Below are 19,785 nucleotides of genomic sequence, written 5' to 3'. Positions count from 1 at the left end.
TAAATCAGCTCAAGATCGGCGTTCAGTACTGGGGCCGCAACGCGTCGCGGAGCGCCGCCCGGGAGCTGATCCCGAGCTTGGGGAAGACCCGGTACAGGTGTGCACCGACCGTCCGATGCGACAAATAGAGCCGCCGGCCGATCTCCTTGTTCGTCAGGCCGGTAGCGGCGAGCATCGCGATCACCTGTTCCTGTGAGGTGAGGGAGCCGGCGCAGCAGTCCTCGGCCGCGGCGACCCCGCCGCCGAGGGCGCGGAGCTCGAGACCTGCCCGCTTCTTCCACGGCCGGGCGTCGAGGCGTTCGAAGGCGTCGAGCGCCGCGGTGAGCTGCACCCTCGCCGTCGAGTTGGCCCGGTGCCTGCGCAGTCGTTCCCCGTACGCGAGGCGGACCCGTGCCAGGTCGAACGGCCAGCGCTCGACACCTGGAACGACGAGGGCCTGCTCGAACAGCCCGACGGCGACGTCGTCGGGGGCGGCCATGGCCGCCGACCCGAGTGCCACGAGAGCCAGCCGCGGGGAGAGCGCGGCGATACCCGCATCGGCCATCGCGGCGGCATGCGCAACGGCGTCCGAGTGGCGGCCGGTACGCAGCGAGGCGTCGACGAGGTCCATCGCCGCCCTGAGCGCCATCGGTTGACGGGGGGCGAGGACGCCCGGCGGGCTGATGGCCGCGGCCTGCTGATAGGCCTCCTCGGCGTCGCCCTGCCCGAGAGCGGTGGCGGCACGAACGTATTGCGCGTACGACCGCACGAGCTCCACCCCGCGTGGGGCCGCCCAGCGCATCATCCTGTCCGTGAGCTCCTGCGCCCTGTCGACATGGCCTCGCCAAGCCGCCATGACGGCCTCGGCGAACCAGAACGGCCACTCCAGGAGGCGGTAACCGTGGAGAGCACACAGAGCGCGGCCTTCCTCGACCAGCTGTTGCGCCTCGTCCCATCGGCCGGTGAACACGTCGTCGACGCAGAGGTTGACCAGCGCGGCGATGGCCGAGGCCACCGCCCCGCCACGACGCCCGTCGTGGACGACCCGCCAGTGCGCCTCCCGGCACGCCGTCATGCGATCGACGAAGAACGCCGCTCTGCCAATCCAGACGATCCGGGCGGGATCATTCACGTCCGGAAGCCGGCTGATGATCGTCCCGAGCTCGGTCATCTGCTCAGCCGTGGCACGCGCCGGGTCACCCAGGGTCACCGCACAGAGCGACAGGATCGCCGGGGGTCGCGGCGTCAGCCGCGCGACGGCCGCATGGAAGGGTTCCCACAGCTCCTGACGATTGGCGCCGACCAAACACACCAGGAACAGCGTGTACAGCGCCTCGATGAGGGCCCGGTCGTCGGCCCGGTACTCGCCGTCCTTGGCCTCGATCGCCCCGATGAGCAGGCGGCGGGCCGTGTCGACGTCCCCCTCCTCGTTGAGGAGCAGGTAGGCGGTCGCGACCGCGGCCCCGAGCGACCCGCCGTGGTCGGGGTCCGCCCGTCGGGCATCCATGACCAGCCGCGGAACGGTGTGCAGCTGGCCGGTCACGTCCACCCCGACGTACGCCGCCTCGGCCAGCCGGCGGCTACGGTCGGCTCCGCGCGGACTGAGCTCGGCCGCCCGGAGCAGAGCGCCGGTGGCACCGACCGCGTCACCACGGGCGAGCATCCGCTGGGCTGCGCGTTCGAGCTGGGAAGCCACGGGCTCCTCCGGCGAGGACGTCGCGTCGGCCAGGTGCCAGGCGCGACGCTCCGGCTGGTTCGTCAACGCCTCGGTCAGCACCCGATGGGCCCACCGCCGCTCGAGCTCGCTCGAGAACTCCACCACGGTTGATCGCACCAACGGGTGACGGAAGCGGAGCCGGCGCGTGCCGTGGTCGACGCTCACCAGCCGCCCGAGTTCAGCAGGCTGCAGATCCGGCAACCCGCTCCCACCGTGGATGGCCGCTTGCAGTACGCCCAGGTCACCGGTGCCGTCCAGGGCAGCGAGCAGAAGCACACGACGGGTGCCGGCGGGTAGGTCGGCGACCCGGGACGCGAAGAGCGTGAGCAGCCGGCGGTTCAGCGGCAGAACCGAGGGCAACGCCGCTCGCGCCGCGCGCTGCGAAGTGCTGATCACCGCGGGGAGCTCCAGGAGGGCCAGCGGGTTTCCCTGGGCCTCGGCCAGCACACGCCGACGCACGTGTGGGGCGAGCATCGGGAAGTAGGCCCCCAGCAGGCCTGCCGATTCCTGCTCGTCGAGTGGCCGCACCTCGTTCTGCGGCAGTCCGCCGTGGTCGAGAAAGCTCTCACCTGCCGTTCTCGATGCGGCGATCAGCCCGATCCGGCTTCCGGTGAGGCGGCGGGCGACGAAGCCGAGCACCGCAGCGCTCGACCGGTCGAGCCACTGCAGGTCGTCGACGATGACGAGCAGCGGGCGATCGACCGCGGCTCTGCACAGCAGGGCCAGCACCGCCGTGAACACGGTCAGCCGCGCGCCCCCTGCGTCGTCACCGATGCCCAGCACGGCCGAGAGCGCACGGCGGTGTGCTGGGCCGAGCCGCCCGACGTCCTTCTGCAGCGGGAGGAGCAGCTGGTTGAGTCCGGCGAACGCGACGTCGGCCCCGAACTCCACCCCGGCGACACGAAGCAGCCGCGTGCCGGCGGCCGACGCCTCCTCCGCCGCGGCGTCGAGCAACACCGTCTTCCCGACGCCGGGCTCACCCGACAACAGCAGCGCATCGCCCTCGGCGGTTGCGCGGACCAGGAAGGACCGGATGCGCTCGAGCTCTCGCTCGCGTCCGACCAGCCCTCCGTATTTGAGCGTTTGACGAGTATCGGTATCACCCATCCGAGTTGTCCTCGTCTGGTCGTAAGCACGGAAATCGTGCAGTTTACGCGTTATCCGAAGGTGTTCGACCGACGTGAGGAGCGTGTGGACTGCGCCGGTCGGAGTGGCGCGTGGCGGCCGGACGGCCACATCCACGCTGGTCCGGCGCTTGTCCGTCGCCGTCATTGAGACGGTGATCTCGTCCTGCTACGGTCCTCGCGTGACTGCCGGGTCGGCCATGGGCCACGAGCGAGACGGGTTCCCGGCAGGTCTGTGATCGCCAGGCGGGCCAGGGGCCCGCCACCCACTGCGGAAACGAACGAATTCCGCGGTGGAAGGAGGTGAATCACATGAGCACACCACATCAGATCACGCCGGAGTCGGGGTGGCAGCAGTTCCTCACCCAGCAGTGCGCGCGCACGCCGGTGAACGGAATCGTGACGTCGATCGTGCCGTTCGGCGCCTTCGTCAAGCTGCACGACGGCGTCGAGGGCCTGCTGCACCAGTCGGAGTGGTCGGCCGAGCCTGAGCTCGGCGCGACCGTCTCGGTCCGGATCCTGCAGTTGGACCTGGTCAACCGTCGGGTGAGCCTTGCTCTGGCCTGATGCCCGGTGGCCCGGGGGCGCTGAGACCGCCCCCGGGCCACTCGGCAGCCTAGAGCGACGGCCGAGCGAGCAACGGCCCGCACGCGTGCTCGCCGTTCCCCCATTCATCATGAACATGGCTAAAGGCCCCGGATTCGCACGCGCATATTCCGAGAACCGCGTGCAGCATGCTTCACCTGGTCGATGCGGGCGCCTACCGTCACGAAGGGAGGCACCGAGACGAGGAGGCCCGCTATGGATCCGACGTTCTACCGGTCCGCCGCCGACGCCGCAGCTGCTCCGGGTGAGGAGTTGGCCTACGTGGTGGCTTTCGACCGTGCCGGTCAGCGCAGCGATGCGATGACCGTGATCGATGTGAACGCGCAGTCCGAGTCTTACGGGCGGGTCGTGGGCTGGACCGACGTGCCCGGGCTGGGTGACGAGCTGCACCACTTCGGCTGGAACGCCTGCAGCAGCGCGCTGCGCCACGAGGGCCACGACCTGGCCGGGCTGGCGCGACGCTATCTGCTGGTGCCCGGGCTGCGCTCGTCCACCATCTACGTGCTGGACACCGGCCCGAACCCGCGCCAGCCCAAGCTGGTCAAGACCATCGACGCCACCCAGCTCTCGGACAAGGCCGGCTACTCCCGCCCGCACACCCTGCACTGCGGACCCGACGGGGTGTTCCTGACGTGTCTGGGCGGGCCCAAGGGCGACGACGACGGGCCCGGAGGCATCGCGCTGCTCGACCACAACAGTTTCGAGGTCCTGCGCGCCTGGGAAACCGACCGCGGCCCGCAGCACTTCCACTATGACGCCTGGTGGCACCTCAACCAGAACGTGCTGATCTCCAGCGAGTGGGGCAGCCCCTCGATGATCGAGAACGGCGTGGTGCCCGAACTGCTACTGGGCCAGAAATACGGCCACCACCTGCACTTCTGGGACCTCGCCAAGGGAGCGCACCAGCAGAGCGTGGACCTCGGGGCCCAGCACCAGATGGTGCTGGAGGTCCGCCCCTCCCACGACCCCGACGCCACCTGGGGCTTCGTCGGCGTGGTGATCTCCACCGAGGACCTGTCCGCCTCGATCTGGCGCTGGCACCGCGACAACGGAGACTGGCAGGTCGAGAAGGTCATCACCATCCCGGCCGAGCCCGCCGACCCGGACCTGCTGCCCCCGGCGTTGAAACCCTTCGCCGCGGTCCCACCCCTGATCACCGACATCGACCTGTCGGTCGATGACCGCTTCCTCTACGTCTCCTGCTGGGGCACCGGGGAACTCAAACAGTTCGACGTCACCGACCCCGCCCACCCCCGGGAAACCGGCTCGGTACGCCTGGGCGGCATCGTCGAGCGCACCGCCCACCCCGCCCAACCCGACATGCCACTGTCGGGCGGCCCGCAAATGGTCGAAGTCAGCCGCGACGGACGCCGCGTCTACTTCACCAACTCCCTCTACGGCTCCTGGGACGACCAGTTCTACCCCGACGGCGTCGGGGCCTGGATGACCAAACTCGACGCCGACCCGAACGGCGGGCTCAGCATCGACCCGAACTTCTTCCCACACGGCGACGACTTCCGCGGCCTGCGCGTCCACCAGATCCGCCTGCAGGGCGGCGACGCCTCCTCCGACTCCTACTGCTACCACTGACCGACCGGCCGCCCGGCGGCGAGCTGGACGAGCTCGCCGACGGGCGCGGTCAGATCCCTTCGCCGCGCGCGTCCACGACGACCTCGTTCCAGGACATCGCGCTCTCGCCCTCCTGAAGACCCTCCATCCTGGCGCGGGTCTCGGCGAACGCCTCGTCCTCGTGCCATGCCTGCCAGTCGGCACGGCTCTGCCACGTCCCGACGACCACGCGCTTGTTCTGGCCGTCGAGAGGGATGAGCAGTTGCGCTGCGACCCACCCCGGCCGGCCACGGGCGGCGGCCAGTCGCTCCCGCATCGCTGCGTCCCACTCCGGCTCGGATCCGGTCTTGAGGGTCACTCCGGTGACAACGGTCATCATCTGGACCTTCTCCTTCCTGCGGGCTCCGTGCCAGGGGTTCCCGCGGCGGCCGATCGCCACTCCGGCGACGGACCGTTGAGGAATTGGGTCGCCCGCGTGCGAAGGCGCCAGCAGGATGGCCGGTCATGGACCGCGACCTGATCGACTCCGCCCTCGCCGCGCGGCTGGTCGCCACGCAGTTTCCGGAGTGGTCCGGCCTCCCGGTCGTTCCGGTCGAGGTGAACGGCTGGGACAACCGCACGTTCCGGCTGGGAGACACCATGACGGTGCGGCTCCCCAGCGCCGAGGGTTACGTGCGCAGCGTCGAGAAGGAGAACACCTGGCTGCCGCGGCTCGCACCGCACCTGCCGCTCCCGATCCCCGTTCCGCTCGCCCTCGGTGTACCGAGCAGCGAGTACCCGTGGCCGTGGTCGGTCCGCCGGTGGATCGACGGACGCATCACCACTCGCGACCGGATCGCCGACCTCGACGCCTTCGCGCGGGACCTCGCCGGTTTCCTTGTGGCATTGCAGCAGATCAGCGCGACCGGCGGACCACAGGCCGGCGCGCACTGCTTCTACCGCGGCGCCCCACTCGAGGTCTACGACACGGAGACGCGCGATGCCATCGCGGCGCTCGGTCCGCGGATCGACGCCGCCACTGCCACCGCCGCCTGGGAGGACGCGCTCACGGCCGCCTGGTCAGGTCCATCCGTGTGGTTCCACGGCGACGTCGCGGCCAACAACCTCCTCGTCGACGGCGCCGGGAGGCTTGCAGCGGTCATCGACTTCGGCACCTGCGGCGTGGGGGATCCCGCCTGCGACCTCGTCGTCGCATGGACGCTCCTCGACGGGGCGAGCCGCGAGGCATTCCGGTCCGCGATGCCCGCCGACGACGCGATGTGGGCGCGCGGGCGCGGCTGGGCACTGTGGAAAGCCCTCATCACGATCGACTCCCCCGACGCCACCCCTGCGGCCACCTCGGAAGCAACCCGGGTGGCCGCCGACGTACTCGAGGAATTCTCGCGGTCCTGAGCCTGGAGGGCCTCGCCGACGGCTGCGGGATTGACCAGTCGTACACCGGGAATTCGGCAGGACACCCCACCGCTGACTGGCTGACCGCGCGTTCGGGGACAAGGATGGCCAAGTGGCCAGTCGCATCCTCTTGGTAGAGGACGACTCGACGATCGGTGAAGTTCTGGCGTCGAGCCTGCGCAGCCACGCCCATGAGGTGATGTGGGAGCAGACGGGCGCGGGCGGCCTCGCACGGGCCGCCGCCACCGTCGTCGACCTCGTCCTGCTGGACCTCGGGCTCCCCGACCTCGACGGTGTCGAGGTGTGCAGACAGCTCCGGCGCACTCAACCCGGCTGCGTTCTCGTCATCCTGACAGCACGGGCTGCGGAGATGGACGTCGTGGTGGGGCTGGAGGCGGGCGCCGACGACTACCTGGTCAAACCGATCCGGCTGGCCGAGCTCCATGCCCGTATCCGTGCTCACCTTCGCCGCAACGAGGCGACCGGAGCCGCGCCACCGGTCCGGTCGATCGGCGACCTGGTCGTCGACGTGTCCCGACGTCGTGTCACCGTCTCCGGGCAGGAACTCCGCCTCCGCCCCAAGGAGTTCGACCTGCTGGCCTGCCTCGCAGCCCGACCGGACGTGGCGCTCACCCGCGAGACGCTCATGTCCGAGGTGTGGGACGAGAACTGGTTCGGCTCGACGAAGACCCTCGACGTCCATGTTGCGGCGCTCCGCCGCAAGATGACGGAGATGGCCGCGCTGGCCGGGGCCCAGGTCCCGGAGATCGTCACGCTCCGGGGGCACGGCTATCGGTTGGCACTCGACCCACCGGCCAGCGACGGCGTGGCTCACTAGTCGCGGTAGCTCGTGCCGAGTTGCCCGGCACGGGCTCCACCACCGGATCCTCGGCGACTGCCGACGGCAGCAGAAGCGTGAACACCGGAGGTGTCCGCTGGGTCAGCTCGAGCCGTCCGTCGTCGGCCTCCGCGAGGCGACGTGCCAACGGCAGGCCGATACCGTGCCCGTTGCGCTCCTCGGCCCGTTGGGTGAACAGCACGTTCTCCGGATCAGACACGCCGGCGCCCTCGTCACAGACGTCGATGGCCACGGCATCCGAGGACTCGCGGACCGCAACCGTGACGGTTCCCGAGCCGTGGATCGTCGCGTTGTCGATGAGCACCCCGAGGATCTGACGAACGGCGGCGGTGGAAGCGGACGGGTTCTGGGCCGCCGAATCGATCTTCAGCTCGAGGTTGCGTCCCTGGAGTGCCAGGCGCGCGCACCATTCCGGTGACATCTCGTCCAGCAGTGCGCCGAGATCGATCGGGGCCACCTGTGCGGCGCGCTTGTTCCGGGCGAGGGCAAGAAGCTCGTCGATGGTCGTTTCCAACCGATCCGCGTCGACGAGGCTCGCTGCGATGGCCGCCCTGAGTTCATCGTCCGGGCGTTCGAGGACCGCCTCGAGCCGGAGCCGGAGGCCCGCGAGCGGCGTCCGCAGCTGATGGGAGGCGTCCGCGGAGAACGCCTGCTCCCTGGCGAGGAGGTCGTCGAGGCGACCGGCCGTGCCGTTGAGTGCGCTCCCCACCGAATCGATCTCCGGGATCCCGCCTCGCCGGGTGCGCACGCTGAAGTCGCCCTCACCCAGCCGACGGGCGGCAACGGCCAGGTCCTCGAGCGGAAGGGCCAGCCGCCGGGCCTGCCGACGCCCGACGAGCCAGGCGGCAGCAACGGCCAATACGGCGAGGGCAGCCATACCGGCCCAGACCAGCATCACCCTCTGCATGACCGCGCTCTCCGGCGCAGACGCCCGAACTGCCCCGATGACGTCGTCATCGTGGGTGACCGGCACCGCGACGACCAGATCGCCGTTGGCGGTTCCGCTGCCGACACCGCCGCCGAGGGCCTCAGCAACCTCCGATTCGCCGCGTGGCCCCATTCCTCCCAGCTGGCTACCGTGCTGGTCGTACACCGCCACCTTGATCAGCCCGGGTCCACTGATCTCATCGATCCGCTCGCCGTCGTAGACGTCCGAGGCCACCGTGAACGAGACGGCGTTGGCGACCCGCTCGAGCTCGCCGCGCTCGGCCTGCAGCGCATACTGGTGCACCGCCAGGGCCAATGGCACGCCGAAGAGCACGATGGCCAGAACCGAGGCCCAGACCGCCAAACCGATGATTCGAGTGCGCACGAGCGTCGTCTCCGTTCCGCCGGCGCTGCTGTCACCGCGCTCGGTGGGCACTCCAGCATGCCTCGCCCGACGGCACGTGTCACTCCAGCGCCCTTGACGGAAACGGGTTCGGAACCGCTTCGAGGGGCGTGATGAGATCAGATTTCCCAGGGTTCAGTTGACGCTGGGGGCAGCTCCGTTCGGCGTGCCGGAGCCGGGCGTAGCGAGGTCGCCACATGCTCTCCACGGCGGCAGGTCGAGTAACGCCGCGCCGTCACGTACGGGTTGCCTTGGACAGGACCCTCGGGCGTTCTTCTGGTGCCGAGGCTCCTCGCGCACCTTTCTGGCCCGGGACACCACGTCGAAGGCGGCGAACAACTGCACGTGCTCACCGTTCTTGTCCAGCCGCGTGAGCCCACGACCTCGTGGAGTGATTCGCAGTAGCGGCTCGGGAACGGTCATCGCCGAGCCCCTGAGGACGGTCTCGGCGCGATCCAGTAGCGCGGAGAACGTGCGTTGCGACCGTCCGTCCGGCCGCCCGTCCGCCGTGCACTTGTGTGCCGACACCTGCAGGCTCTGCAGGACGACGATCTCCGGGCCCCTCTGCACGGCGACCGTGTCAGAGCCCCACGGTTCTCCCGTCCAGTCCAACGTGAGGAAGTAGCCGTCGTCAGGGACCTTCATCTCAGGTCCGACGATCAGGATGCGTGATGCGTGAAGGCCGAGCATTCCCAAGACTGGGTCATTGGCTAGCAGCTCGCGGGTGGCGGCGCGGGCCGCCATCACGTCCGCCTCACTCGGACTCGCTGTTCGAAGGATGCCCGAGCCGGTCCCGGTCTCGTGCGTCACCATCGGCCATCACCTCGATCTGGCGTTGGGCCTGGAGATCAGCGGATTCCTAGACTCTAAGGAGTGCCGCGTAAGCACCGGGCCACTGCTGGGTAAACGGATGGCAAGAGGTAGCCCCCACTGCGAGTCCATACGCTACCTGGCTTCATCAACTCTGTGACCCAGGTAGCCAAGGGATTTGAGTCGACCTGCAAACGCGGCCACCGGAACCGGCTCCGGTCTCAGCAACGAGGTCGGCGAGCTTCGTGGTATAGAGCCGCACTTCTCATGCCTGTTCCACCCGATTCATCACGGACGCGATGCGGGAAGAGTTGCCCGCACCGACCGGCACGCCACGAGGCCCGACCCGTTCCTGGGCTTGTTCCTCGACCACTCGCCGTGACGTACCGAGCCCGGTTGGACACTGTCCGCGCACGGGGTCTCCGTGGAGCTCAGCACGATCATCGCAGCTGCCCGTCACCTCACTCCGACCGTGACCGTCGGCCTGGTACAAGATCGGTGCGATCTGCTGCCATCTCAGCAGCGACCAGCGAGTAAGCATCGTCACACCGACGCTCCTCGCCGCTGCGGCCGCTTCGTTCGGACTCGCCCTGAATGCGCACCCCGTCGACACGGCACTTCGCCGACCCTGGGTGGTTCGTCCGTATCGTCCCCCGCGGCACGGCCGGCGGACACCGGGGGTTCCGGCCAGCCGGTAGTGAGGATGGCCGGAGGCCGTGACGACATCCGCCCGCTCGAACGTCAGCCTTATCCCAACGGCTCGCGCCACGTAGGGACGAACCGTGGCGCGGGCCGACGCCACACGCATCCTCGATTTCTCGGCCGCAGTCACGTCCTGGTGTCAGATTCGCCCCGGCAACAACAGAGAATCCGGCTTGGACACCCGACCCGGCCCAGGCAATGCACGGGCGGGAAACGGTCACGGATCCGGAGGCGAATTGAGCACCGACACCGAAGGGTGCGGGACGGCCGCCGAGCCGCCCGAGCGCGGGTACCCGCGCGACCACACCGCCATTGCGCTGTTGCCGGTTGCTGCGCCATCCATTCTCGGACTGTTCGGCTTCGCCGCGGCCACCTTCATGGTCGCCGCCGACCTGGCCGGCTGGTACGGCACCGCGGAGACGCCGCAGATCCTCTTCCCCTTCGCCCTCGCCGCCGGTGGAATCGCGGAGCTCCTCGCCGCCATGTGGGCCTGCGTGTCCCGCGACGGGCTGGCCACCGCGATGCACGGCATCTGGGGCTCCTTCTGGATCGGCTACGGCCTCTACAGCCTGCTCATCGCGCTGGGCGTGCTACCCCCCGCCACCACCGACGCCACCGCCGCTGTCGCCTTCGGGCTCTGGCTGGTCGTGCTGTCCGCGATCACGCTGGTCGGTGCGATCGCCGCCACCGCCGAGAACATCGCACTCACCACCGTCCTGGCCACGCTGGCGGCGAGCTCCGTGCTGCTGGCGATCGCGCTCCTGGGCGGCGTGCCCGTGATCCAGACCATCGGTGGCTACGTGTTGCTCGCCCCCGCCGTGCTGGCCTCGTACCTCGCCGCCGCGATGATGCTCGAGGCCACCGCCGAGCGGGCCGTCCTGCCGATCGGCAGGCGCCGCACGGTGCAGCTTCCCGGCACCGGCCCGCGACCCAGCCCGGCGTGACGGTGCGCCCGATCGCGAGATGGCGGCTCCTTCCGGGTCGAGGAAGAAAGGACGTTCATCCGATGGAGCTCGAGGGTCACGTCGCCCTGGTCGCCGGTGGCTCGGCCGGGATCGGCGCTCATGTGGCGCGCCTGTTGGTTCGTGAAGGCGCGCAGGTCATCATCTCCGGCCGCAACACGGAACAGGGAAAGAGAGCCGCCGCCGAGATCGCAGGCAACGGTGGGGACGTTCGCTTCATCGCGGCCGACCTCGGGGATCTCGACTCGATCCAGAACCTCGCCGATCAGGCCGGAGAGGTCGACATCCTGGTCAACAACGCGGCGGGCTCCCCGACCGGGCTGACGGCGGACCAGGACGTCACCTCGTTCCAGAACATGTTCGACACCAATGTGCGCGCCACCTATTTCCTGACGGAACTGCTCGCCCCCGCCATGCTGGCAAAGGGTCGGGGCAGCATCGTGAACGTCGCCGCGATGGGTGCCTCGATGGGGGTCGCAGGCGCTTCGGGCTACAGCGCCACCAGAGCTGCTCTCATGTCGCTGACCAGCACCTGGGCAGCGGAGTTCAGCCCACAAGGGGTCCGGGTCAACAGCGTCGCGCCCGGACCGATCCGCTCCGAGAGCGCCGGCGTCGGGTGGGGCGAGGATCTCGCGGGAAACCTGCCTGAGCGAGAGCACACGGCACGAGCACGCGAGATCGCCGAGGCGATCCTGTTCCTCGCCTCGCCCCGAGCGCGCTACGTCACAGGTTCGACCCTGGCAGTCGACAGCGGCGCCGCCGCCACCTGACCGTGGGTCAGTGGGTCGGCCAGGCAGCGGAAAACTCCTCCGCTCGGCTGCCTGTCCTCATCTCGATCCCCGTGACCCTCCCGCTGTTGATGATCGCGACCCGGGTGGTTCTGGGCTTTTGCGCGACCGCGGCGGCATGGGCCAGCGCCGCGTCGCGGGCGGCCTCGGCGCGATCAGCGCGTGCGGTCTGGGCCGAGTGTGCCCGCTCGAGCGCTCGCAGTTGCCGCCGCGTCTGCGCGAGCGCACCTTTGACCTGGGCGATCTGCTGCACAAGCTGCGCGTGGGAAGCGGTGTCGGCTGTGTTCGCCGGTGCCGGCGAGGGCGCGGTTGCGGTCGGAGGTGCCGGCCGGGGCGCAGTTGCGGTCGGCCGAGCCGGTGCGGGTTTCGTGCGGCCGGCGGCCGACGTCGGTCGTGCTGCCGCCGGAGGTTCGGTTTCGACTTCGGGGGTCGCCGTCCGGGGAATGGCCATCGCACCAAGGGAAGCCCAGGTGCGAGGCCGGAGGACAAGCCATGCGGCGAGGGCGAGGAAAGCGGCGTCGGGGAGCAGTTCCTGGCCGTAAGCGATGAAGACGAGCAGAAGCGCGGCGCTCAGAAAGGCGTTGAGCCAGACGCCGATCCCGACGAGGAGCAGCATGCCCAAGCACAGTTCGACAAGCGGCAGCGCGTCAGCGACCGGACCGATCATTGCCGTGGGCAGAACACCGTAGGCCTTGACGGCCAGATAGGTCTGCCCGGGATCGAGCAGCTTGACCGCTCCGGAGACGATCCAGACCGCGGCGAGCCCGAGCCGCGCGAGGGCGCCGATCACGTCGAGCAGACGCGCCCATCGATGATCACGCGCGGGACGGCTCGATTCGGTCGCCCGGGCGTTCTCCGGGTCGGGCCGGGCGTCCCGCTCGGCCTGGCGCCGGATCGGCTGGGTCGGGCCCTCGAACTCGACGGTGGGCGTCTCGTCGGCGACGATCGGCTTGGGAAGCCGGAGTCTCATGGTGTGCTCCTAGACGCAGACGAGGGGGCCGCTGTGTTCAGCGCTGCGGCGGCCGATGGTGAGCGGGGGTTGTTGCAGCCTCGGCCTCGTCGAGCAGCGGGCTCAGCCAATCGATCGGCCGGCCCTGGTTCTCGTAGGTCACAAGCTGTCCGTCGTGGACGATCGTGGGTGTCCTGAAGTTGCCCTGGTAGTGGTCCCTGCCCACGGTTGCCAGCGCTTGCTGGTAGTCACGCTGGATGGCGGGCAGGTAGCGCCGGCGCTCCACCGCGTCCACGAATTTCGGACCCAGCCCGAGCGCCTGACCCAGCGCCAGCAGTTGCGCATCGGTGAACCCGGCCGAGCCCTCTGCCGGCTGCGCCTCGTACAGGCTGGAGTAGTAGGGCACGAACTTTCCGCCCTCGGCAGCGGCGATCGCGGCGTTGGCAGCCCGACCGGAGTAGCCCGGTGGATCGGAGAAGCGATCCAAGAACGGCAACAGGTGGAAGCGGACCCGCAGTTCGCCGCGTTCCACGGCTGACCGAATCTGCTCGTCATGGGCGTCGTACAACACCGCACACGCCGGGCACAGAAAGTCCTCGTACAGATCGATGGTCGCGGTAGCGGTGGACAGGCCGACGGTCACCACACCCGTCAACGGGTCCATCGCCTCCGGATACCGAGCGGTCACCGTGCTGACCGGAATCGGTGCCGCAGCCGCCTGCGCTGCCTTGCGCTCCGACTGGACGATCAGACCGACGGCCGTCACGGCGACGACGATCGCGAGCCCGACGATGGCCCGCGTCCGGCGACCGCTGCGTGCCGGCCCACCACCTGCGATGGTCGCTCGGTTCTCGCGGACCGGCGCATCGCTGGAGTCATGCGGCCGTTGAATTTGGGTCAGCACACGCCGCAGTCCTTCCTCGTCGGCCGCGCCGCCGTCGGGTGCGCGAGGCTGCTGCACAGAGCACCTGCAGTCGCGAACCATCGGGCCGAAATCCTTGAAGCGCCCACCACTGTGGAGCCGCACAGTGGCGATCGGTTTAACTGCTTCCGATCACGGGGGTTACGCCACTCAGGTGCATTCCCGACGGAACCAACTCTTCAGAGTGACAATTCCGTGATCATTCTTTTGTTGATCTTGCTCAGGGCGTGGCGCTGACGGCCAGATGGGCGACGGTCCCGGCGCACCGGCAGCACCCCTGTCGACGGGCGCTGAGACATCCCGGGCCGGCCGGTGCCGCCGTGGCGTCGAGCGATAGCCCCACTCTCGCGACCAGGCCGCTGAGAGCCGTTCTGCCGCTCGGCGGACTGCCAGGCACCGCGGATGTCCTGATCGTCCATCTGGGGGCCGTCCGGGTCACCCATGGGGCCACCGCGCCTGTGATCGTCAGACGTTCTTGACTGATTCGGCGGGTCGCGCGCCGCGGGTGCGGAGCCACTCCGCGAGGTCGGTGGCCCCGGCGCGCACGGCGACGTCGAGGGGAGTGAGCTCGTTCCAGCCGATCCAGTTCAGGTCCGCGCCGTGGTCGAGTAGGCACTCGGCGGTGCTGCGCCGGCCGCCGTGGCACGCGCCCCAGAAACTGCGGGTGATCTCCTCGCTGGTCGGTCCGGGATCGGCCGACAGGTAGGCGTCGACGCTCTCGAGCAGGCCGAGTGTGGCGGCTTCCCAGAGCCCGGCGCGGGCGCCGCGTTCGACGAGGCGACGGGCAGCGCTCCACTGGCCGAAGGCGGTGGCGTCGGTCAGGGGTGTCCCGCCGGCGATGACGGCACCGTCGGCGTCGACGTCGGCGCCTGCGTCGAGGAGCGCGTCGATGACCTCGACGTCGTCACAGCTGGCGGCCCAATGCAGCGGGGTCTCGGTATGCGAGCCGGTGAAGCGGGCGTTGACGTCGGCGCCGGACCCGACGAGCACGGCTACGGTGGCGGCCCCGCGGGGGAAGTGGCCGGGCCAATCGGTGACGATATGCAGCAGGGCGCGGGACTCGCGGTCGTCGCCCACGCGGGCGGTGGCCAGCTGCGGGTAGGTGGCGAGCAGCCGGCGCAGTTCATCGACGTCCCCGGTTCGGATCGCCCCCGTGACGGCACGGGCGAGCGCGGAGGCTGCGGGCAACAGCACGGGGTTGCCCTGCGGCGGGTCGCTCACCGGAGGGGCTGCTCGGCCGGCACGGTCATCGGGGCGAACTGTACCGAGCAGGAATGGACTCGTACGGCCACATGAACCTGCGGAACCAGCGGAAAGCACTCGGCCACCTCGACGAGCAGCTGTCGTGAGGTGGCCGTTGCTGGCGATCCGAGCCGTCAGACCGGCTACAAGATCGCCGACGGGGACTCTGACCTGGTGCGCCCGAAGGGATTCGAACCCCTAACCTTCTGATCCGTAGGCACGCTAGATGACGCTTACGGCGGCCGGCGCCGTCGAGCTGTGCTCCGCGTGCACGGTCGGGCTGCTGATCGCCGTCGACCCCGACCGGTGCGGGCCGATCTCGCTCGTGCTCGGCGTGCCGCTCGGGCAGGTGACGGCCCGATGAGCGACCTCCGACCGCTGCATGCCGAGCCCGTTGCCGTGCGGGCCCCGTTCGACGTCTGCCAGCCACCCATCTACAAGCCGGAAGCGGCGCGTGCCGACCGGATCGCGGCCATCCGCGAGGCGCTCGCCGGTGTCGAGCTGGGCGCCTACGACGAGCGCATGATCGAGTGGTTCGCCGGGTGGGACGTCTCCACCGTCGGCACCCTCGTGTCGCTGCTCGACCGCGTGCGCGCGGCGGGGGGTGCCCGGTGAGCGCCGCCGACGAACTCCCGGAGGTGGTCGAGGGCGAGCTGGTCTCGCTTGGCGACGTGATGCCGCGCCCGCTCGCCCACCCGCCAGCCGTCCGCGAGACGTGCGCGTGCGGCAAGGACGGGTCCGTTCGTAGGGGTCACCGGCGCGAGCGCAGCAATCGCACAGCAAGCGTAGTCAGCTGTAGCTGACGACTACCTTTGCGCGAGCGTGTTCCTTTTCGAGGTACCTGATCGCGCCGGCGGCGTCGTCGAATGCGAAGGTCCTGTCCACGATCGGAGTGATCGCTCCGGCCGCGACAAGTTCGGCGAGCTCGTCGAGGCTTTCCCTGCTCGGCTTCGCCTCCGGGATCGTCAACCGAGACCGAAACAGGCGCGCATACACCTGGGCGCGGATCAACAGGCCCATTGGCCCGAGGAATCGCCCCTCGCCGGACACGCCCCCGCCTGACAGAACCAGGCTTCCGGAAGGGGTGAGCACGCTGCGAAGGTCGTGCAGGGACCGGTTCCCGACGAGGTCGACGACCAGGTCGTAGCGAGCCCCGAGTTTGCAGAAGTCTTCGCGGCCGTAATCGACGACGACGTCGGCGCCGAGCGAGCGCACCAGGTCGGCGTTGCGGGCGCTGCAGACTGCAGTCACGTGCAACCCGATCGACTTGGCCAGTTGCACCGCGAACGTGCCCACCCCACCGGACGCCCCGTTGATCAGGACTGTCTGCCCCGCCTCCGGCGTACCCGCACGCAGGCAGACGAGGGCCGTGTTGGCAGCGAGAGGAATAGCGGCGGCCTGCTCGAACTCGATTCCGGGCGGCATCGCAGCCGCGGCATCCTGCGACGCCACGACGTACTCGGCGATCGCCGCATTGGACTCGCCGAAAACCGCGTCGCCCGGTCGCAACCGGGTGACGCCGGCGCCCACGGACTCCACGACGCCTGCGAAGTCCGTGCCACGAATCTTGACCCGCGGGGCGGAGCGACCGAAGGTCGTACGGTCCATAAGGCGCGCAAGCCGGGGCTCGCCCCGCATGACGTGCCAGTCACGGGCGTTGACTGATGCAGCCTTGACCTGGACGAGCACCTCTCCGGGGCCAGGCGAAGGCTTTGTCACCTCGTCGATCTTGAGGACGTCGGGGGGGCCGTAACGGTCCTGAACGAGCGCTTTCATGGTCTTGTTCGTGCTCATGGGGGTCTACAAGCTCCCAGTGAGGTCGTCGAGTGGGGTATGGCTGGCAGTTAGGCCGATGTGGTCGTTCATCCCGCCGAGTCCTCGACGGCTCATCTACTTGACCTCCGACCGGAGCAGGTTACGCACACCCGGGTTCTCAGCTGACGGGGAGCGAGCGATGCCCTACTCCTGCTCACGCGGTGGTGGTGATGAGCGAGGGCTTGAAGCCGTTGACGACCAGCCAGACACCGAGCGGTTGGCGTGCGGTGAGGGGTACGAAGCGCACGAGGGCGACGGCTACGTGGCGTGCGACGAGTACGGGGCGCCGCTGCACCCGGAGCGGGTGAGTGAGGAGTTCGAGCGGGAGGGCAAGCGCGCCGGCCTGCCTCGGATCGTGTTGCACGGGACGCGGCACACCTCGGCGACGCTGCTCGATGAGGAAGGCGTACCGGAGGCCGACAACTCGATGTGGCACGGGCACACGCTCGGCGGGCGGGTGTCCACGACGCGCAAGCACTACATCCATCCGGACGTCGAGCGGCGGCTCAAGGCCGCGGGCGCGGTGCTCGCGGCGGCGTACCGGACCGAGCACGCCGCAGGTCCACGCAGGAGCACGACCGCAAGTTGCAGTGCAAATCGGTGCAAAACGCAGGTCCTGACATGACGTCAGGCCCCGTTCCACCGAGGTGAAATCAGGGCCTGACCTGGGACTTTCTGAGTGCGCCCGAAGGGATTCGAACCCCTAACCTTCTGATCCGTAGTCAGATGCTCTATCCGTTGAGCTACGGGCGCGTGCTCTTCAGTTGTCGTACTCCGTCGCGGTCGATCTTACCCGACCGCTCCGGGCGCGGAGGCTCCGGGATTTGAACCCGGGATGGGGGGTGACCCCAAACCGCATTAGCAGTGCGGCGCCATAGACCAGACTAGGCGAAGCCTCCCGGGGCCTCTCGGCCTCCAGCGGGTCCCAGCGTACACAGGCCGATCCGCCCGGATCACTACCCCCCGCTCCCGAGCGCGAGGAACGGGGCGAGGGCGTCGGGGTTCTGGAGGGCACCCCGGCTCACCGCCTTCTCCGGGGCCACTCCGGCGAGGATCTTCTTCACCGGTACCTCGCATTTCTTGCCGTTGAGGGTGCGGGGCACGGCGTCGACGACGATGAAGCGGTCGGGCACGTGTCGAGGCGACAGCTCGGTCCGCAGGGCACGCCGCAGCGCCGGCTCGACGTCCTCCAGCGAGGCTCCCGGCGCCAGCACGACGAAGCAGAGCAGGGCACCTTCGTCGCGGGCGCCGAGTTGAGTGGTGTCGATCACCAATGAATCGACGATCTCGTCGAAACCCTCCACCACCGCATAGAAGTCCGCCGTGCCCATCCGGACGCCGCCGCGGTTGAGCGTGGAGTCGCTGCGGCCGTAGATCACGTACGAGCCGCGCGGCGTGACGCGCAACCAGTCGCCGTGGCGCCAGACACCGGGGAAGTCCTCGAAGTAGGCCTCGCGCAGCCGGGTGCCGTCCGGGTCGTTCCAGAACGACACCGGCATCGACGGCATCGGCCGGGTGATCACCAGCTCGCCCACCTCGTCGATCAGCTCCTTGCCGGACTCGTCGTAGGCGACGACGGCAGCACCGAGGGACGCGCAGGAGATCTCCCCGAGCCACACGGGGACGATCGGTGCCGAGCCGACGAACGCCGCGCACACGTCCGTGCCGCCCGACACCGAGCAGATCTGGATGTGCTCGCCGACGGCGTCGGCGATCCACCGGAAGCCCTCCACCGACAACGGCGCACCGGTGGACCCGATCGCCGTGAGCGAGCCGAGCTCGTACCGGTCCCGGGGCCGGAGCCCGGCCTTGAGACACGACTGGACGAACGGCGCCGACACGCCGAAGTACGTGACGTCGTGCCGCTCCGCCAGCGCCCACAACGCACCGAGGTCGGGGTGGCCCGGACTGCCGTCGAACAAGACGATGGTGGTGCCCACCAGCAGCCCGCCGATGAGCAGGTTCCACATCATCCAGCCGGTGGTGGTGAACCAGAAGAAGCGTCGACCCGGGCCGAGCTCCATCTGCAGCCCGAGCGCCTTCACGTGCTCCAGGACGATCCCGCCGTGGCCGTGCACGATGCCCTTGGGCAGGCCGGTGGTGCCGGAGGAGTACAGCACCCAGAGCGGGTGGTCGAACGGGACGGGCTCGAACTCGAGCGGATCGTGTGTCGCCGTGAATTCGCTCCACGGCACGGTGCCGTCGAGCGTCGCCTCCTCGTCCAGGTACGGGACGAGGACGGTCGCCTTCAGCGTGGGCAGCTGCGCGCGGAGGGCCTCGATCGTCGGACGGATGTCGAACCGCTTCCCGCCGTAGACGTAGCCGTCGACCGCCAGCAGGACCACCGGCTCGATCTGGGCGAACCGATCGTGGACGGCACGCGCTCCGAAGTCCGGCGAGCACGACGACCACACCGCGCCGAGGCTGGCGGCGGCGAGGAACGTCACCAGCGTCTCGACACTGTTGGGGGCGAGAGCCACGACCCGGTCGCCGCGGCCGACTCCGGAGCGCACCAGACCGGCGCGGGCCCGGCCGACGAGCTCCCGCAGCTCGGCGTGGGTGACGATGCGCTCCAGCCCGTCCTCCCGCGCGAAGACGACCGCGACGTCGGCGTCCTGGCGGCCTGGGCCAGGGGTGAGCGCGTGCTCCGCGTAGTTGAGCGTCGCCCCCGGGAACCACTCGGTGCCCGGCATCTCCCGTGAGCCCAGCACGGCGGTCGGCTGCGAGCGGAAGCGAACGCCCGTGAACTCGGCGACGGCGGACCAGAAGCCCTCGAGATCATCGACTGACCAGGCGTGGAGCGCGGCGTAGCCGGACACGTCGACCCCGCGGTGCTCACGCACCCACTCGCAGAACTCGACCATCGGGCCGGTGTGCTCCGGGTCGGGAGTCCACAGCACGGTGGGGATCTCGGACGCAACCATGTCGGCCAGCATGCAAGCCCGCCGCCCGGTCGCGCCAGCGCCGACCCGGGTGATCAGGGACAGGCGCTGCGCGACCGGCTCGGGTATGGGCGCAT

General features: G+C 69.6%; 18 protein-coding genes and 2 tRNA genes. 9 read left to right on the top strand and 11 right to left on the bottom strand.

Going from position 1 to position 19,785, the window contains the following annotated elements:
* Nucleotides 1-22 precede the first annotated feature (22 nt).
* The gene (locus ABD743_RS09290) at nt 23-2,803 is read right to left on the bottom strand and encodes an ATP-binding protein (protein WP_344720709.1); all 2,781 of its coding nucleotides are present in this window, start codon (nt 2,801-2,803) and stop codon (nt 23-25) included.
* A gap of 329 nt (nt 2,804-3,132) precedes the next feature.
* Between ABD743_RS09290 and ABD743_RS09285 the strand changes: the two genes are divergently transcribed.
* Entirely contained in the window at nt 3,133-3,387 is a 255-nt protein-coding gene (locus tag ABD743_RS09285; RefSeq protein ID WP_344720707.1) for a S1 RNA-binding domain-containing protein, read from the top strand.
* 234 nt (nt 3,388-3,621) lie between these two features.
* On the top strand, nt 3,622-5,016 hold the full coding sequence (locus ABD743_RS09280; protein WP_344720706.1) for a selenium-binding protein SBP56-related protein: 1,395 nt from the start codon (nt 3,622-3,624) through the stop codon (nt 5,014-5,016).
* 49 nt (nt 5,017-5,065) lie between these two features.
* Here ABD743_RS09280 and ABD743_RS09275 read toward each other — a convergent pair whose 3' ends face one another.
* Entirely contained in the window at nt 5,066-5,374 is a 309-nt protein-coding gene (locus ABD743_RS09275; protein ID WP_344720704.1) for an antibiotic biosynthesis monooxygenase family protein, read from the bottom strand.
* 125 nt (nt 5,375-5,499) lie between these two features.
* Between ABD743_RS09275 and ABD743_RS09270 the strand changes: the two genes are divergently transcribed.
* On the top strand, nt 5,500-6,387 hold the full coding sequence (locus ABD743_RS09270) for an aminoglycoside phosphotransferase family protein (RefSeq protein ID WP_344720702.1): 888 nt from the start codon (nt 5,500-5,502) through the stop codon (nt 6,385-6,387).
* Nucleotides 6,388-6,499: 112 nt separating this feature from the next.
* Nucleotides 6,500-7,225, top strand: coding sequence for a response regulator transcription factor (locus ABD743_RS09265; protein WP_344720701.1), 726 nt, complete (start codon nt 6,500-6,502; stop codon nt 7,223-7,225).
* Here ABD743_RS09265 and ABD743_RS09260 read toward each other — a convergent pair.
* Together ABD743_RS09260 and ABD743_RS09255 are read right to left on the bottom strand one after the other, a co-directional pair.
* Entirely contained in the window at nt 7,158-8,558 is a 1,401-nt protein-coding gene (locus ABD743_RS09260; protein WP_344720699.1) for a sensor histidine kinase, read from the bottom strand. The genes ABD743_RS09265 and ABD743_RS09260 overlap by 68 nt on opposite strands.
* 153 nt (nt 8,559-8,711) lie before the next feature.
* On the bottom strand, nt 8,712-9,221 hold the full coding sequence (locus tag ABD743_RS09255; RefSeq protein WP_344720698.1) for a hypothetical protein: 510 nt from the start codon (nt 9,219-9,221) through the stop codon (nt 8,712-8,714).
* Nucleotides 9,222-10,324: 1,103 nt separating this feature from the next.
* Here ABD743_RS09255 and ABD743_RS09250 point away from each other — a divergent pair.
* The gene (locus ABD743_RS09250) at nt 10,325-11,032 is read left to right on the top strand and encodes an acetate uptake transporter family protein (protein ID WP_344720696.1); all 708 of its coding nucleotides are present in this window, start codon (nt 10,325-10,327) and stop codon (nt 11,030-11,032) included.
* 62 nt (nt 11,033-11,094) lie between these two features.
* Complete coding sequence (locus tag ABD743_RS09245) at nt 11,095-11,820, top strand: SDR family NAD(P)-dependent oxidoreductase (RefSeq protein WP_344720695.1); 726 nt, start codon at nt 11,095-11,097, stop codon at nt 11,818-11,820.
* A gap of 7 nt (nt 11,821-11,827) precedes the next feature.
* On the opposite strand, the gene ABD743_RS09240 is transcribed toward ABD743_RS09245, so the two are convergent.
* The 3 genes from ABD743_RS09240 to ABD743_RS09230 form a co-directional block, all read right to left on the bottom strand.
* Nucleotides 11,828-12,628 (bottom strand): DoxX family protein, encoded by an 801-nt coding sequence (locus tag ABD743_RS09240; RefSeq protein ID WP_344720693.1) that lies wholly within the window; start codon nt 12,626-12,628, stop codon nt 11,828-11,830.
* Between the two features lie 217 nt (nt 12,629-12,845).
* Entirely contained in the window at nt 12,846-13,451 is a 606-nt protein-coding gene (locus ABD743_RS09235) for a DsbA family protein (protein ID WP_344720692.1), read from the bottom strand.
* A gap of 723 nt (nt 13,452-14,174) precedes the next feature.
* Complete coding sequence (locus ABD743_RS09230) at nt 14,175-14,930, bottom strand: ankyrin repeat domain-containing protein (protein WP_344720690.1); 756 nt, start codon at nt 14,928-14,930, stop codon at nt 14,175-14,177.
* Nucleotides 14,931-15,177: 247 nt separating this feature from the next.
* Between ABD743_RS09230 and ABD743_RS09225 the strand changes: the two genes are divergently transcribed.
* Both ABD743_RS09225 and ABD743_RS09220 read left to right on the top strand, forming a co-directional pair.
* On the top strand, nt 15,178-15,315 hold the full coding sequence (locus tag ABD743_RS09225) for a hypothetical protein (protein ID WP_344720689.1): 138 nt from the start codon (nt 15,178-15,180) through the stop codon (nt 15,313-15,315).
* Nucleotides 15,312-15,566, top strand: coding sequence for a hypothetical protein (locus ABD743_RS09220; protein ID WP_344720687.1), 255 nt, complete (start codon nt 15,312-15,314; stop codon nt 15,564-15,566). Before ABD743_RS09225 ends, ABD743_RS09220 begins: the two co-directional genes overlap by 4 nt.
* 174 nt (nt 15,567-15,740) lie before the next feature.
* Here the strand turns inward: ABD743_RS09220 and ABD743_RS09215 are convergent, their stop codons facing one another.
* Entirely contained in the window at nt 15,741-16,745 is a 1,005-nt protein-coding gene (locus ABD743_RS09215; RefSeq protein ID WP_344720686.1) for an NAD(P)-dependent alcohol dehydrogenase, read from the bottom strand.
* Here ABD743_RS09215 and ABD743_RS09210 point away from each other — a divergent pair.
* Nucleotides 16,726-17,391 (top strand): tyrosine-type recombinase/integrase, encoded by a 666-nt coding sequence (locus tag ABD743_RS09210; RefSeq protein WP_344720684.1) that lies wholly within the window; start codon nt 16,726-16,728, stop codon nt 17,389-17,391. The two genes, ABD743_RS09215 and ABD743_RS09210, sit on opposite strands and share 20 nt — an antisense overlap.
* 55 nt (nt 17,392-17,446) lie before the next feature.
* Here the strand turns inward: ABD743_RS09210 and ABD743_RS09205 are convergent.
* From ABD743_RS09205 to ABD743_RS09195, 3 genes are all read right to left on the bottom strand, one after another.
* Nucleotides 17,447-17,519: transfer RNA gene (locus tag ABD743_RS09205), tRNA-Arg, on the bottom strand.
* Between the two features lie 56 nt (nt 17,520-17,575).
* Nucleotides 17,576-17,665: transfer RNA gene (locus tag ABD743_RS09200), tRNA-Ser, on the bottom strand.
* A gap of 57 nt (nt 17,666-17,722) precedes the next feature.
* Complete coding sequence (locus tag ABD743_RS09195; RefSeq protein WP_344720683.1) at nt 17,723-19,690, bottom strand: acetoacetate--CoA ligase; 1,968 nt, start codon at nt 19,688-19,690, stop codon at nt 17,723-17,725.
* Nucleotides 19,691-19,785 lie beyond the last annotated feature (95 nt).

It is taken from the genome of Pseudonocardia yunnanensis (assembly GCF_039534065.1).
Lineage (GTDB): Bacteria > Actinomycetota > Actinomycetes > Mycobacteriales > Pseudonocardiaceae > Pseudonocardia > Pseudonocardia yunnanensis.
This window is presented reverse-complemented; position numbering and strand designations above follow the sequence as displayed.

Bases quoted from the DNA above. Each gene is read 5' to 3' on its own strand.
- ABD743_RS09225 (WP_344720689.1), top strand. From the start codon at position 15,178: ATGACGCTTACGGCGGCCGGCGCCGTCGAGCTGTGCTCCGCGTGCACG.
- ABD743_RS09215 (WP_344720686.1), bottom strand. From the start codon at position 16,745: ATGAGCACGAACAAGACCATGAAAGCGCTCGTTCAGGACCGTTACGGC.
- ABD743_RS09195 (WP_344720683.1), bottom strand. From the start codon at position 19,690: ATGGTTGCGTCCGAGATCCCCACCGTGCTGTGGACTCCCGACCCGGAG.
- ABD743_RS09280 (WP_344720706.1), top strand. From the start codon at position 3,622: ATGGATCCGACGTTCTACCGGTCCGCCGCCGACGCCGCAGCTGCTCCG.
- ABD743_RS09235 (WP_344720692.1), bottom strand. From the start codon at position 13,451: ATGGACCCGTTGACGGGTGTGGTGACCGTCGGCCTGTCCACCGCTACC.
- ABD743_RS09255 (WP_344720698.1), bottom strand. From the start codon at position 9,221: ATGAAGGTCCCTGACGACGGCTACTTCCTCACGTTGGACTGGACGGGA.
- ABD743_RS09290 (WP_344720709.1), bottom strand. From the start codon at position 2,803: ATGGGTGATACCGATACTCGTCAAACGCTCAAATACGGAGGGCTGGTC.
- ABD743_RS09285 (WP_344720707.1), top strand. From the start codon at position 3,133: ATGAGCACACCACATCAGATCACGCCGGAGTCGGGGTGGCAGCAGTTC.
- ABD743_RS09275 (WP_344720704.1), bottom strand. From the start codon at position 5,374: ATGATGACCGTTGTCACCGGAGTGACCCTCAAGACCGGATCCGAGCCG.
- ABD743_RS09245 (WP_344720695.1), top strand. From the start codon at position 11,095: ATGGAGCTCGAGGGTCACGTCGCCCTGGTCGCCGGTGGCTCGGCCGGG.
- ABD743_RS09270 (WP_344720702.1), top strand. From the start codon at position 5,500: ATGGACCGCGACCTGATCGACTCCGCCCTCGCCGCGCGGCTGGTCGCC.
- ABD743_RS09220 (WP_344720687.1), top strand. From the start codon at position 15,312: ATGAGCGACCTCCGACCGCTGCATGCCGAGCCCGTTGCCGTGCGGGCC.
- ABD743_RS09210 (WP_344720684.1), top strand. From the start codon at position 16,726: ATGGTCTTGTTCGTGCTCATGGGGGTCTACAAGCTCCCAGTGAGGTCG.